Raw genomic sequence first — 13600 nt, forward strand, 5'->3', positions numbered from 1 at the left:
GTGCCGCCGATGCGCACATCGGACAGCCGCGAACCGGCGCCTTACCCTATGCCCCCGAAGAAAATGCCGAGCACGTAGACAAGCGCCGTAATGCCCACGAACACGTACTTGGTCAAGACCTCGAACCATCTGCCGAGCGGCTTGCCGCGGCCGAGCTCTACTTGGCTGCGCGCAAAGCCCTTCGGGCAAACCCAGAAAAACATGATAGCAGCGAGCAGGGCTCCTAAGGGGATGACGAATATGGAGATGACATCCATCCAGGTGCCAACGGACGAACCGCTTTCGATGAACACGCCGACGAGCGCCGCAACGGCGGCAACGACGCCGACGGCGGCCCCGCGAGAAAGCTTCAATTCGTGCTGAAGCGCCTCGATCGGCGTTTCGAATAGGTTGACCAGCGAAGTTACCGCTGCGCACAGCACCGCGAAGAAGAACACGACCGCGATGACGGAGCCGAACGGCATCTGCTGGAATACCGCCGGAAGCGTGATGAACATGAGCGGCGGACCCGAGGCGGCGTCGAACCCGAACGAGAACACCGCGGGAATGATCACCATGGCGGCAAGCAGGGCGGCAAGGGTGTCGAACACGGCAACGGTGCGCGCCGACGAGACCACATCGACGTCCTTCTTCAGGTAGCTTCCGTACACCAGCGTCCCGCTTCCTGCCAGAGAAAGCGAGAAGAACGCCTGCCCGAGCGCGAATATCCACGTCGTGGGATTGGCGAGCGCCTCCCATCGGGGCACGAACAGGTACTCGTATCCCGCCCCGGCGCCGGGAAGCGTCGCCACGCGAACGAGCAGCACGACGAACAGGACGAAGAACAGCGGCGTCATGACCTTGTTCAGGCGCTCGATGCCGCGCGATACGCCGAGCACCATGACGGCGAACGTGAGCGTAAGGCCGACGAAGTGCCATCCGATGCTGCCGAAATCGACGGCCATAGCTCCGAAGTACGCACCGGTATCGGCCACCTGGGTAAGCTCCCCGGTAACCGCCGAAGCCAAATACTTGAGGAACCAGCCCACGACGACCGAATATCCGATGGCGAGCGCCAGCGACCCGAGCATGGGAACGAAGCCGATCGCGCGCCCGATGCGCTCGCCATTGCGGGTTTTGCGCATCTTGCACGCCTTCGCAAACGCGCCGACCGGGCCCGACTCCATCGCACGGCCGAACGCCATTTCGCCAAGCACGCCCGAAAAGCCGAGCAAGGCAACGAAGATGAAATACGGGATGAGAAACGCCGCGCCGCCGAACTCGGCTACACGGTACGGAAACAGCCAGATGTTGCCCATGCCCACCGCCGAGCCGATGCACGCGATGATGAACGCCGCGCGGCTCGAAAAGCCGTCGCGCGCCTTCGCCTTACCGGACGATCCGTTTCCTTCGGAAGCCGCGGATGCCATGCGGATCAGTTAAAATCCTGCTGGGTTTTGGCAAGCCCATGATCGACGAGCGAGTACACCGCCTCGGCACCGCGCGAACAGGCAACCTCGAAATCGTCCTTGGCCTCTTTGCGCGGGAGCGAGAGCACGTAGTCGGCTACGTTCATGCGCCCGGGAGGCCTGCCGATGCCGATGCGCACCCGAAACCAATCGCGCGTATTGAGCTTATCGCAGATCGAACGCAGGCCGTTGTGCCCCGCATGGCCTCCCCCGAACTTCACGCGCACCGTGCCCGGATCGATATCGAGCTCGTCGTGAATCACGATGAGGTGATCGGCGTCGACGCCGTAGGCGTTCATAAGCTGCTTGACGGGGCCGCCCGACGTGTTCATGAAGCTCTGGGGCTTGGCGAGCACGAGATCGGTATCGCGGTAGACCGCCTTCGCGGTGAGCGCACCGCCCTCGGTCTTCCAGTAGCGCACCCCGAGCCTATCGGCGATCAGGTCGACCGTATCGAACCCGGCGTTATGCCGGGTGTGCGCATACTCGTCTCCGGGGTTACCCAGCCCCGCGATCAGGTAGGTTTCGGCCATATCCGGTCTCGTCCGCGAATCCGGCGACGGCCTACAGGGCGAAGTCGGGATCGAACAGGTCGGATACCGAGCCGTTGCTGTACACGTTCGCGATGGCGCGCGCGAGCAGCGGCGCTACCGAGACGACCTTGATCTTGCCGGTCTGATGCGCCTGGGGCACAGGGATGGTGTTGCAGACGACGACTTCCTCGATCTCCGAGTTCTCGAGACGCTCGTACGCCGGGCCGCTGAAGATCGGATGCGTGGCGCACACGTACACCGTATCGGCACCCTGGGCCTTGAGCGTCGATACCGCAGCGACGAGCGTGCCGCCGGTATCGATCATGTCATCGTTGATGATGCAGATCTTGTCGCGCACATCGCCGATGAGCGCCGTGATCTCGGCCTGGTTGTGGCCGGGACGGCCCTTGTGCATGATGGCGAGATCGGCTTCCATGATGTCGGAGAGCTTCTTAGCGGCCTTCGCGCGGCCCACATCGGGGCTCACGACGCACAGGCGGCCCATGTCGAGGTTCTTCGCCTTGAAGTAGTCGGCGAGGATCGGAAGCGCAGTCAAGTGGTTGACCGGGGTGTCGAAGAAGCCCTGGATCTGACCCTGGTGCAGGTCGATGGTAATCGTGCGATCCACGCCGGCAACCGTCATGAGGTTGGCGACGAGCTTGGCTGTGATCGGCTCGCGGGCAGCGGCCTTACGGTCCTGGCGCGAATAGCCGTAATGGGAGATGACCGCCGTCACCGTTCGGGCGGATGCGCGCTTGGCCGCATCGGTCATGATGAGCAGCTCCATGAGGGCGTCGTTCACCTGCTCGCCGGCAACCGACTGGACGATGAACACGTCGGCACCGCGAACGCTTTCGAGGTAGCGCGCGTAGATCTCTCCGTTGGAAAACTTCTCAAGCTTCACATGGCCGAGCGTAATGCCGAGCGACTCGGCAATCTGATCGGCCAGTTCGGGGTTAACCGAACCGGAGAAAACGGCCATACTCTTCTGCATTTCGGTCATCGACGCGCTCCTTTTGACTCCGCCTTGAATTCAGTCGATTCGTATTGTATCCGCTCGTCGCCGCCTGATACCGCAACAACGGTCAACTATCGTGGTTTCTTCACCATCGGTCCGGCAACCGCCTCCGTATCGCGCTGCCCGCTTCGTGCGGAGCGCATCGGCGCGCTATCGCTTCGCTGCGGTCTGGCGCGATTTCCAATCGGCGATCTCGACCTGCTTCGACCGCTCGAGCGCAAGCGAGCCCGGCGAAACGTCTTTCGTGATGACGGAGCCGGCACCGATGGTCGCGTCTTCGCCGATGCGCACGGGAGCGACGAGCATCGTATCGCTGCCCACGAACACCCCATCGCCGATCGTCGTCTTGTGCTTGTTCGCGCCATCGTAGTTGCAGGTGATCGAACCGGCGCCGATGTTGACGCCCTCGCCCATCTCGGTATCGCCGATGTAGCTGAGATGGGGAACCTTCGAGCCTTTGCCGATCGTCGACTTCTTGATTTCGACGTGCGTTCCCGCCTTCGCACCCTCGCACAGATGCGCTCCGGGGCGCAGGTAGGCGCGCGGCCCGCAGATCGCGCCGTCGTCGATCGCGGCTTCGACGGCAACGGTTTCGTCGATCGTGCACCCCTCGCCCACCACGGTATCGGTCAAACGGGAGTTCGGGCCGACAACGGAGTCCTCGCCGACAACGGTTGCGCCGAGTAGGAAGGTGAGCGGCTCGATCACCACATCGCGCCCGATCGCGACGTCGGGGCCGATCCAGACGAGATCGGGATCCACCATGGTCACGCCCTCGGCCATATGGCGGGCGTTGATACGCCGCTGCATGAACTTAGTGGCCTGGGCAAGCTGGATGCGCGAGTTGATGCCAAGGCACTCAGCGGGGTCTTCGGTGACGAGCGCCGACACGAGACGCCCTGCCTTGCGGCAGATTTCGAGTACATCGGTAAGGTAGAACTCGTTTTGCGCGTTATCGCTTCCCACCTGCTCGAGCGCGGAGAACAGCGCCTGCGCGTCGAAGCAGTAGAAGCCCGAGTTGCACTCGGCGATGGCGGCCTCTTCGGGCGAGCAATCCTTCTGCTCGACGATGCGCTCGACCGAGCCCGCCTCGTCGCGCACGATGCGACCGTAGCCGAAAGGGTCGTCCATGTTCATGGTGAGCACCACGACCGCCGCGTTGCTCCGCTCCCGTTCTTCCACGAGCGCATGAATGGTTTCGGGCGTGATGAGCGGGCAATCGCCCGAAAGCACGACGAGCGAGCCGTCGAATCCCGCAAGCGCATCGCGGCACACGGCAACCGCGTCGGCAGTGCCCTTGCGCTCGTACTGCACGACGATCTGCGTATCGGCCTCGACGAGCGGGATGACCTGCTCGCGCTCGTGTCCGACCACGCTCACCACCTCGCCGATGCCCGCAACGCGCGCGGCGTCGACGACCCAGCGCACGAGCGGCTTGCCCAAAAGCTCGTGGGCAACCTTCGGTTTCTTTGACTTCATGCGGGTGCCGGCTCCTGCGGCAAGAACGATAGCACGCGGTTCCATCGAGGCGATCCTCCATCAACGTAAACGTGTAGCCGGGCGAAACGAGCTCCTTGCGGTGCGCCGCGCCCGGCCGCTTTGGGTGGAAATCAGTATACCGCAACGCCTGAAAGATCGACGATCAGTCAAGCTTGACTCCATGCGATCGCCACCCATGCGCTTTGCTCTATTCGCGTTCCCGAATCGCCACATGGATCGAATCGCCCGGCTGTTTGCCGATCGCCGCCCGGACGTCTTTGCGTATGCCGATGACATGACCGGGCGTGCCCATCCGAACGAGGCTGCCGTCGTAGGGGTGCCCGTCGAAGGCCGCATGCACTTTCACGCGCCCCCGCCCGAACTCTTCGCGCACGTCGAAGGGGAATTCCACATAGGCGCCGTCGATGCCGTCGACCTTGCGGATAACCGCATCGAACTCGTACGTTGTATCGTTCACGGAGCTCCTTTCGCGATCCCGTCCCGAAAAAGCGCTGCCCCGTACAAGCGGGGCAGCATCGCATCGTCGGTTTACTTCGTTTTGCCCGAACCGCTCGCGCCCGCATCGTCGATCCTGTCGGGATCGGCCGATCCCTCATCGGCCGCTCGGTCGCTGCGCCTATCGTCCGATCCGAGCTCGACGACGATCTCCGCGTACCCGTCGCCTTCGCGCTGAGCAGCCTCTATCTCCTCCTTGAGCAGGGGGCTTTCGATCTCTTCGAGCATGCGCTTGCCAGCCTCGACGTACTCCTTGTCGGAGGCGGGATGGCCTGCATCGTCGCTCGCCGTAGCGATGTAGGCAACGCCTTTCTTGCGTGCCGCATTCGCCTGAACGAACAGCACGAGAAATCCGACGACACCTGCGATAAGCGAAGCCGAGAGGATCGCGAGCTTTGCCGTAGTCACGATAGCGGGGTCGTCGAATGCGAGGTTGGCCACGAAGATGGCCATGGTGAACCCGACGCCTCCGAGGATGCCCGCGCCGAACATATGGCCCCAGTTCGCATGCTCAGGGAGCGATGCGAGCTTGGTTTTGACGATGATGAAGCTGAACAGCATGATGCCGATCGGCTTGCCGAGGAGCAGCCCGAAGAACACGCCGTAGAGCGCCGGATCGGCAAAGATGTTGCCGAGGCTGCCGTCAACGAACGACACGTCGGCGTTGGTGAGCGCGAACAGCGGCAAGATGGCGAAGTACACCCACGGGTAGAGCTTGTTCTCGAGACGCGTCGCAGGCGGCACCACCTGACGCGCAACGCGGCTCAGGCTCGACACCGTTTTGATGTAATCCTTCTGCCCGATAACCGGATCGTTCGGCTCGTAGAGCTCCTTTGCCTCCTTGATGCGGTTGCCCGACCAGGAAATGAAGCTCTTGAGGTTGACGCGAGAACCCGAGGGAATCGCAAAGGCCAGCAGTACGCCCGCGATGGTCGAGTGCACACCCGACATGAACACGCAGTACCACAGCACGATGCCCACAAGGATATAGGGCGTCAGGGAATACACGTGCCGGCGGTTCATGACGATGAGCGCGATGAACACAACGGCGGCCGCAATGAGCCAGAACGCCGAGGGGCTCTGCCCGTAGAAAACGGCGATGACGAGGATGGCGATGATGTCGTCGGCCACGGCGAGCGTGCTCAGGAACACGCGGATGCCGTTGGGCACGCGGTTGCCCAGAAGCGCCATGATGCCGAGCGCGAACGCGATGTCGGTGGCAGTGGGAACGCCCCAGCCGTGAGCCGTGTCAGGGTTCGTCGCATTGAAGATGAGGTAGATGACGATCGGGAAGAACACGCCGCCGAACGCAGCTACGATGGGCAGCAGCGCCTGCCGGATGTTCGTGAGCTCGCCCACCGTCATCTCGTACTTTATCTCAAGGCCTACGAGCAGGAAGAACACCGCCATGAAGATGTCGTTGATAACGTGGGCAAGCGACATCTCGGCCGTTGCCTCGCCAAAGAAAAAGCCCACTTCGGTATGCCAGAACGCATAGAACTGATCGTAGAACGCCGTGTTGGCGACAACGAGGGCGACGATGGCGGCCAGCAGCATGAACGCCGCCGCCTTGGTCGAAGAGTGGAACAGCTGGATTATCCTTTTGTAGAGCGCCTGGTGTCCGGCGACTTCTTGGATGAAAAGAGAATCTTTACCGGTGTCTTTGCCCGTATTGCTACCCGTCATATGAACCCCACTGTCGGCTTATCGGCGTTTTGGCTGATCTGTTCGTGAAAGTATACTATCGCGTAATCATGCACCGATCAGGAAGTCGATAAACTGTTTACAATTTTTCAACCGGTTTCTGTGCACACGTCCAAAAGATAGCGACTATGCGCTATCCTGTTCGTATCAGCTTGACGGAAGGAGTCGGGTTTGGGTTCGTGTCGATCAAAACGCATCGCTGCGCGCCCGAAAACGTCCTGACCAAGCTGTTTTTTATTAGCCACGATCGTAAGAGGTGATTGCCATGAGCATTACCGTCACCGGACGCAAAATGCCCGTAACCGAAGCACTGCGTCAGTATGCCGAAGAGAAAATCGGGAACTCCATGAAGGTCATGGACATCGATCCCCTGGTTGCCGAAGTAGTGCTGTTCGTCGAGAAGAATCCGGCGAATCCGCGTCCTGCCGTATGCGAAGTCACCCTGCGCACCAAAGGCCATATCGTTCGCGTCGAAGAGAGCGAAGAGGACATGTACGCGGCCATCGACGTTGCCGCTGCGAAGGTTCTCCGCCAACTGCGCAAGTACAAGACCCGCGTCGTCGATCGCAAAGTGCGCGCCGGCGTTGAAAAGGCTCCCGATGCCATTCCCGCAACGGGCGCCAGCCTCGACGAGCTCATGGAGGAGCTTGCCGACGACGAGGTCGTACGCGTCAAGGAGATCGAGTTCGAGCCGCTGACTGAAGAGGAAGCACTCGTGAAGATCGACCTTCTGGGCCACGACTTCTTCGCCTACACCGATCGTGATTCCAACCTCGTCAACGTCCTGTACCGTCGCGACGACGGCGGCTACGGTCTGTTGAAGCAGGTCGAGGAATAACCGGCATCTCGGCAACAGCGCAACCCTATGGCAGGAGCCCCGATCGGGGCTCCTGTTTTTGTGCGGGGCTCCTGCTTTACGTACGCCGGCTTCCCTCCGCACGGCCCCGCATGCCCCCTCGCGCGGGACCGCATCTACGCGAACATCGGCTTGACGGGGTCTTCCCGCACGGCACCGATCCTGACCTCCACCAGATCGAGCAGCTCCTGCTGCGAATGAATGCCGAGCTTGCGGTAGATGCTGTACACGTGACTTTTGATGGTCTCCTCGGAAACCACGAGCTCCTCGCTGATGAACTTGCGGTTCCTGCCCCGCGCGAGCAACGCGAGGGTTTCCGATTCGCGGGGCGTGAGGCCGTTCTCGACGGTAAGCAGAGAAACGACGCTTTCGATGGCGCTGTCGGGACTCACCGCATTCGCCGGACGCGCGATCCCCCATCCGGTCGTCAGGTTCCGATTGCTCAACATGAGCAGCGCCGCCATGAGCATGACAAAGCACACGACGGTCGCGGTAATCTGGATCCAATACGCCGAATCGGGCTGCTGCACGAGAGAACTCGCCGATGCGCCTCCCACCAGCTGGCCGAGCATAAGGCAGCAAGTCGGCCACGAAACCACCCATATGGCCGGCAGGCTGAAGTTCTTCGTGAGATACGAGCACAGGCCCCACATGATCAGATGCACGTAGCAGAAACCGACTAACTGGAACGATTCGCCAATCACGGGAAGGGGCTGCACGACGGCGATGAGCAGGGCGCCCGTTGCCATGATGCTGAACCCCACCTGATAGATGAGATGGTTGAAGTCCATCCTCACGAACACCGCCGTCAGGAACAGAAGGATCGCCGCCACCACGAAGGAAAGCGCGTTGAGCAGTACGACGCCCTGGTCGTTGCCCTGCGAGATCGCGCTTCCGAGCAAAACGCCCAGTGCGAGCCCATGCAACAGCGCCGTCACAAGGAACTTGTACGGAACGTTGAGCTCGGCATCGAGCCCGTGCTCGAGCATCGTCTTCCTGGGCAAGCCGCGGACCGCGCGGTAGAACCCCATCGCAAGCGGCAGGGGGATGACGACGAACAGCAGCTGCCCGACGATGCCGGGCAGAAACGACAGCGCGCAGACGAACAAAGCCGATCCGAGCATGGCCACGATGCCGTGAAACAGCACCTCTTGGGGGCCGAGGAACCCGAACACCCTTCCCCACTCGGCCAACAGGCAAGCCGTCCCGAAGCCGACGCCGAACGATCCGACGCAGTACAGGAAAAACGCTGCGGGGGTAGCGAACGAGGCGCCGTACGAATTGATCCATACGAAGCAGAGCAGTGCGCCCAATGCCATGCACGCGGCAACTCCCCCTATGTACCATCGTTTGGCGAATACCGCGTTGATGCGCTTGAAGCACATACCGAGCATAAGGTACGTTACCGCGCTGACCGCAACCGGCCCCACCCACGACGGAAAAAGCCATCCCTGGGCGAGGGAGACCGAAGGGAAGAACAGCGGACTCTGAAACGCCATATTCACCCACGTCCAATACAGCGCGAGAGCGAACAGCAGTGCAGGACGCGCGGCGATGCTTCGGTAAAGCCGATGCACGACGCGAGCGCGCTCGGGCTGCTCGTTGATAAGCGAGTTGGACTTCATGCCAAAAACCGACCTCCCCCAAGCCGAAAACCGATCGGCCGTATCTCCCATGCGCTTCCCTGCAGCTCGAACATAGCCGATCATCAGAACATCTGTCCTCCCCCGAGTCGAGGGAAATGGACGAAATGGGGCCGTTCCCCCGCAGCTGGGGAAGACCATGATACCCCAAGCGAGCACACTGGCAGCAAGGGGACGAGTTACCGCCGCGCAACCGTTCGGTCATCGCGGCAGCACTGACTTGAAACCGCGCGGTTATCGATTCTCGATCGGCAGATGGAAGAATGGATACTGCGTACTCAACTGAGTTTTTGGAAGCAATGGATTAGTGTTGAGGGAGGAAAACCATGAAAACCAACACGAACATGCACGATGAGGAACCAGTAACCTGCGCCGAGAAGCGCAGCGGCATCTCGCGCCGCGCATTCCTGACGGGCGTTGCCAGCGTCGGAGCGGTTGCTGCGGTCGGCGCACTTGCCGGATGCAGCCCGCAGGACCAGGCGCCAACCGGCTCGGGGTCGGAATCGAACTCGGGATCGACGTCAACGACCGAGCCCGAGGCGCCCGCAGCACCTGCGCAGGTCGACAAAACCTACGATACCGACCTGCTCATCATCGGCGGAGGCGGAAGCGGCCTCGCGTGCGCGGTGCAAGCGGCGCTCGACGGTACGAACTTCATCCTCATCGAGAAGAACAGTCAACTCGGCGGCAACGCAAGCTTCGTCGAAGGCATGTTCGCCATCAATTCGAAGATGGCCGACGAACAGGGCATCCACGTAACCGCCGCCGAGATCGTCGAAGACGAGCTCGTACGCGGCCAGCACCGTCAGAACGCCGCATTCTGGCTCGACCTGTGCAACAAGTCGGCCGAGAACATCGACTGGTGCCTTGAGCAGGGCGTCGAATACAGCGGCACGATCGACGACTACTACGGAGGACTCCATCCCACCTTCCATTGGTTCAAGGACAACAAGGCGGCGATCGGCTACGTCGAACCCATGATCAAGCGCGTTGAGGACCTCGACGTAGAGGTGCACCTGAGCACGGCGGCGACGCAGCTCATCATGCAGGACGGCAAGGTCGCCGGCGCCTACGCGGACGGCCCCGACGGCACCACGCAGTACAACGCACGCGCCATCGTGTTCGCAACGGGCGGCTTCGGCGGCAACCCCGATCTCATAGAAAAGCAGGGATGGGACATCGAGCACCTCTTCGTCGTGGGATCCCCCAATGCGGCAGGCGACGCTTACACCATGGCCATAGCTGTGGGAGCGAAGGATTTCATGCCCGACTCCTGCCAGTCGATCCTCTACAACATTCCCGCGCTTCCCCCGATCGACTTCCACAACGATTCGCAAAACCCCGTCAACGGCTACTTCGGCATCGCCGCAGGCGGTCCGGTGCTCTGGGTCAACGAACAATGCCAGCGCTATTCCCGCGAGAACCTCACCGACGACAACCTCGTGCTCCAGTGCATCCCCGGAAAGCAGAACATCGCCAACTACGTGGTGTTCGACCAGAACATCTTCGACACCTATTTCGGCACGACCGACGATGCCAAAAAGATGTTCGACGACGCGGTCGAGAGCGACAAGGGCGATACGCTCGTGAAGGCCGACTCCCTCGAGGATCTTCCTGCCGCATTCGATCTGGACAAAGAGGCGTTCATGGCCACGGTCGACCGCTACAACGAGCTGTGCAAGCTCGGCGTCGACGAAGACCTCGGCAAGTCCGCCGACAAGATGGTCGCCATCGAGAGCGGTCCGTTCTACATCGCCAAGCTCGGGTACAGCTACTTCTTCGAATGCGGAGGCGTGACCACCGACATCGAGCGGCGCGTACTCGACAACAACCACGAACCGATTCCAGGCCTCTATGCGATCGGCAACGACGGAAACATGAACTACCGCCACGTCTACACCATCAACATGCCCGGCACCGCATTCGGCAATCAGGTCAATTCGGGCCGCGAAGCCGCGCAGAATGCGAAAACGTATCTGGCAGGCTAGGCGATAATCGGCCCAGCGCATCGCGATAAGGCGAGCGCACGAGGCTGCTTATCGAGCTTTCACAGTCGCCGCCGTTCGGGTCGCACCCGTCGGACCACGCTCAACTGAGTCGCGCCCCATCGAGCCGCATCCCACGATGCGGCTCGATTTTGCCTGCCAACCCCTGGGTGAACCCCAAACCCCGAGGCGTGCACCACGGGGGCCGCCGAAGCGCCAGCCGCATAGCCCGAACAGACGAAGCGCCAGCCGCCGAACCCCGAACAGCGCCAGCCACCGAAGCCCGAACGATTGAAAACCCCAACCTCGGTTTTTCGGAAAACCGACCTTCAGATGGCGGCCAATCGTCGTTTTGCGAAAAATCGAAGCCGAAGTTAACCACCGCTCATTTTCTGACCTGCGCCTTTCCCGAACCGCCTCTTGCCAAATTGCCCGAAACCGCCTTCGAAGCCCAAAATCCTTCGCAAAACGACGGTTCGCCGCCACCAGAGAGCCGCTTCCGCGCAAAACGCATTATCGATAAAACATGGCGGCAGCGAGGCAGACGCGCTGGGGGTTTCGCATGCTTTGGCCGCATCGATGCCCCCTTACATGCCTCGACCCGCCTCAAGGTCCAATTCGCTTCGCTTTGCGTCGACCCGGCTCGATCGAACGGATATCCGAGATCGGCAACCGAAAGCGCATCTATGAAAAAGCTGACGTGCGTAGCCTGCGCGGGCACGACAACCTCGAAATATCGAGATGGGCAACACAGCTTACCGCCTTTGGCCACGCGTTGCCCGAGCGGCGCATCGTCGTGCTCGGGATGACCGACCGAGCGACTAACGCAGTTCCCGGCCTTCGTTTTCGATGATATCCAACAATTCTTGTTTGCTGTGAACCCCCATCTTGTCATAGATATGACGTGTATGGGTTTTGACCGTTCCCTTTGATATAAACAGAGAATCGGCAATGAACGGAGCACTTCTCCCCTTGCCCAGCATCGCAAGGACCTCCTCTTCCCTACCCGACAATCCATACTTAGCGCCAATGGCGCGATAAACCTGGGCGTCATCGGGTTCGCTTGCCATTTTTGGTTTTGCAATAAATAACCGCAGATCGTGTTCGGTAAATACATATGTCGATAGAAGAATCAGAACAAGGACGATCACCAGACATATGGATATCGGTATTGAAGCTGACGCCATACCCTGGTTTATGGCGAAAAATCCGAACGTAGCTCCCGCGAAACCGAAAAGATGGAACAGGCACCTTCCCCAGCCAAATACCTTAATCGTCGAGGTCTTTGTTCGGAACACGTACTCAGGCTGAAGCAACCAGACAAGACCTTCGAACGAGTAGAACCCACACATGATTGCCGAAAAAGCCATCCACCGGTATTCGTTCGGGGCAAACGGCAGGGCGATAAAGCCTGCCGCCATCAATGGAACCACGAATCGATACAGACGCACGACGGTACGTTGCCTCGGAGCCAAAACTACAAAAACGGCAACAGCGAGGGCAAAAACCGTCATACCGAGCACAATCGAATGCTGCAGCTCGTCGAAGTCAGAAGCTTCAACAGGAGAAGAAAAAGCCCGAGCGATACCGAAGACAAAGGGGATTACAGCCATTGCAACGATGGCCTTCCATAAGAGCCTCTTCGGTTTCGCCGAAGTATCTTCCTGCTGCCTGAGAGGCTCGTCTTCGCTTGCCAACAAGGTAAAAGCAGAGCAAAGCGGCAGAGCGGCGGTAACGATCACCGCAAGAAAATCCGGAAGAACCGTAACAACGAGATACAAACAACCAGCAAACGCATTGGAAACCACCAGATGCAACCCCATGCGGTCGGTGTCCATCCTGCTCCACAACGCACCCCATGTTACGATAAGGAAAGAATTGCCTATGCCCGTCATCGCCATGCCGACAACAGCAACGGCAAATTGAACGCCAGAATCCTGCAGGGGAAGAGAGATCAGCATCGTGCCCATTGCCGTCAACGAAGAGGCCATCACCAAAAGGTAATGCCGCTTACTGAGTATATCGAGTTTTTGGCTCACGAATATCAGGCAGAATAGGCAAACCGCTACACTAAGCGAGAAAAACTGGCGCGTAAACTGTAGATGGGTCGAAAAAAAATCGGGGTCGGCAAAAAGAACCGTGCTCAGCACAGCAAGATAAATCCAAGCTTGATAGTACCCAAAGCCGAACAACCGCCAAGGCTTGACCGATAGCCTCGCCAGTGGATTACCGTGCTGCGTTATTTCAATCATCTCCCCGTCATCCAGACCAAAACAACCATTCAGTTTATGGACATCTTATACTATGCGCCTATACCCTTTTGGTATATTTTGCCTCTTTCGCCAAATGCCACCTTTGGGAAGATGCCGAATCGACTCCTGCCGTGCAACGATCTTTGCGCCATAAACTCGTACGTGA

The 13600-nt window shown here is 60.1% G+C and carries 10 protein-coding genes; 2 read left to right on the forward strand and 8 right to left on the reverse strand.

Annotated features, from left to right (window positions below; genetic code table 11):
• Positions 1 to 41: 41 nt before the first annotated feature.
• From C1722_RS08970 to nhaA, 6 genes are all read right to left on the reverse strand, one after another.
• Entirely contained in the window at positions 42 to 1409 is a 1368-nt protein-coding gene (locus C1722_RS08970; protein WP_102378926.1) for a sodium-dependent transporter, read from the reverse strand.
• A 5-nt stretch (positions 1410 to 1414) separates the two neighbouring features.
• Positions 1415 to 1981, reverse strand: coding sequence for an aminoacyl-tRNA hydrolase (pth, locus tag C1722_RS08975; protein ID WP_102378927.1), 567 nt, complete (start codon positions 1979 to 1981; stop codon positions 1415 to 1417).
• Between the two features lie 31 nt (positions 1982 to 2012).
• A complete protein-coding gene (locus tag C1722_RS08980; protein WP_102378928.1) occupies positions 2013 to 2984 on the reverse strand; it encodes a ribose-phosphate diphosphokinase in 972 nt (323 codons plus the stop codon).
• Positions 2985 to 3149: 165 nt separating this feature from the next.
• Complete coding sequence (glmU, locus tag C1722_RS08985; protein ID WP_102378929.1) at positions 3150 to 4523, reverse strand: bifunctional UDP-N-acetylglucosamine diphosphorylase/glucosamine-1-phosphate N-acetyltransferase GlmU; 1374 nt, start codon at positions 4521 to 4523, stop codon at positions 3150 to 3152.
• Positions 4524 to 4686: 163 nt separating this feature from the next.
• Positions 4687 to 4956: a DUF1905 domain-containing protein gene (locus C1722_RS08990; protein WP_102378930.1), complete on the reverse strand. Its 270-nt coding sequence runs from the start codon at positions 4954 to 4956 to the stop codon at positions 4687 to 4689.
• Positions 4957 to 5027: 71 nt separating this feature from the next.
• On the reverse strand, positions 5028 to 6680 hold the full coding sequence (gene nhaA, locus C1722_RS08995) for a Na+/H+ antiporter NhaA (protein ID WP_102378931.1): 1653 nt from the start codon (positions 6678 to 6680) through the stop codon (positions 5028 to 5030).
• A 283-nt stretch (positions 6681 to 6963) separates the two neighbouring features.
• On the opposite strand from nhaA, the gene hpf reads away from it, so the two are divergent.
• Positions 6964 to 7536 (forward strand): ribosome hibernation-promoting factor, HPF/YfiA family, encoded by a 573-nt coding sequence (gene hpf / locus C1722_RS09000; protein WP_102378932.1) that lies wholly within the window; start codon positions 6964 to 6966, stop codon positions 7534 to 7536.
• A gap of 134 nt (positions 7537 to 7670) precedes the next feature.
• Here hpf and C1722_RS09005 read toward each other — a convergent pair whose 3' ends face one another.
• Entirely contained in the window at positions 7671 to 9230 is a 1560-nt protein-coding gene (locus C1722_RS09005; protein ID WP_244902508.1) for a response regulator transcription factor, read from the reverse strand.
• A gap of 293 nt (positions 9231 to 9523) precedes the next feature.
• Between C1722_RS09005 and C1722_RS09010 the strand changes: the two genes are divergently transcribed.
• Positions 9524 to 11185 (forward strand): FAD-dependent oxidoreductase, encoded by a 1662-nt coding sequence (locus tag C1722_RS09010; protein WP_244902509.1) that lies wholly within the window; start codon positions 9524 to 9526, stop codon positions 11183 to 11185.
• A gap of 818 nt (positions 11186 to 12003) precedes the next feature.
• Here the strand turns inward: C1722_RS09010 and C1722_RS09015 are convergent.
• Positions 12004 to 13434: a helix-turn-helix domain-containing protein gene (locus tag C1722_RS09015; protein WP_102378933.1), complete on the reverse strand. Its 1431-nt coding sequence runs from the start codon at positions 13432 to 13434 to the stop codon at positions 12004 to 12006.
• Positions 13435 to 13600 lie beyond the last annotated feature (166 nt).

The sequence above is a fragment of the Raoultibacter timonensis genome, from assembly GCF_900240215.1.
Lineage (GTDB): Bacteria > Actinomycetota > Coriobacteriia > Coriobacteriales > Eggerthellaceae > Raoultibacter > Raoultibacter timonensis.

What these genes read in the sequence shown, in the direction of transcription:
- C1722_RS08970 (WP_102378926.1), bottom strand. Translation starts at nt 1,409, where the DNA reads ATGGCATCCGCGGCTTCCGAAGGAAACGGATCGTCCGGTAAGGCGAAG.
- pth (WP_102378927.1), bottom strand. Translation starts at nt 1,981, where the DNA reads ATGGCCGAAACCTACCTGATCGCGGGGCTGGGTAACCCCGGAGACGAG.
- C1722_RS08980 (WP_102378928.1), bottom strand. Translation starts at nt 2,984, where the DNA reads ATGACCGAAATGCAGAAGAGTATGGCCGTTTTCTCCGGTTCGGTTAAC.
- glmU (WP_102378929.1), bottom strand. Translation starts at nt 4,523, where the DNA reads ATGGAACCGCGTGCTATCGTTCTTGCCGCAGGAGCCGGCACCCGCATG.
- nhaA (WP_102378931.1), bottom strand. Translation starts at nt 6,680, where the DNA reads ATGACGGGTAGCAATACGGGCAAAGACACCGGTAAAGATTCTCTTTTC.
- hpf (WP_102378932.1), top strand. Translation starts at nt 6,964, where the DNA reads ATGAGCATTACCGTCACCGGACGCAAAATGCCCGTAACCGAAGCACTG.
- C1722_RS09005 (WP_244902508.1), bottom strand. Translation starts at nt 9,230, where the DNA reads ATGGGAGATACGGCCGATCGGTTTTCGGCTTGGGGGAGGTCGGTTTTT.
- C1722_RS09010 (WP_244902509.1), top strand. Translation starts at nt 9,524, where the DNA reads ATGAAAACCAACACGAACATGCACGATGAGGAACCAGTAACCTGCGCC.
- C1722_RS09015 (WP_102378933.1), bottom strand. Translation starts at nt 13,434, where the DNA reads ATGATTGAAATAACGCAGCACGGTAATCCACTGGCGAGGCTATCGGTC.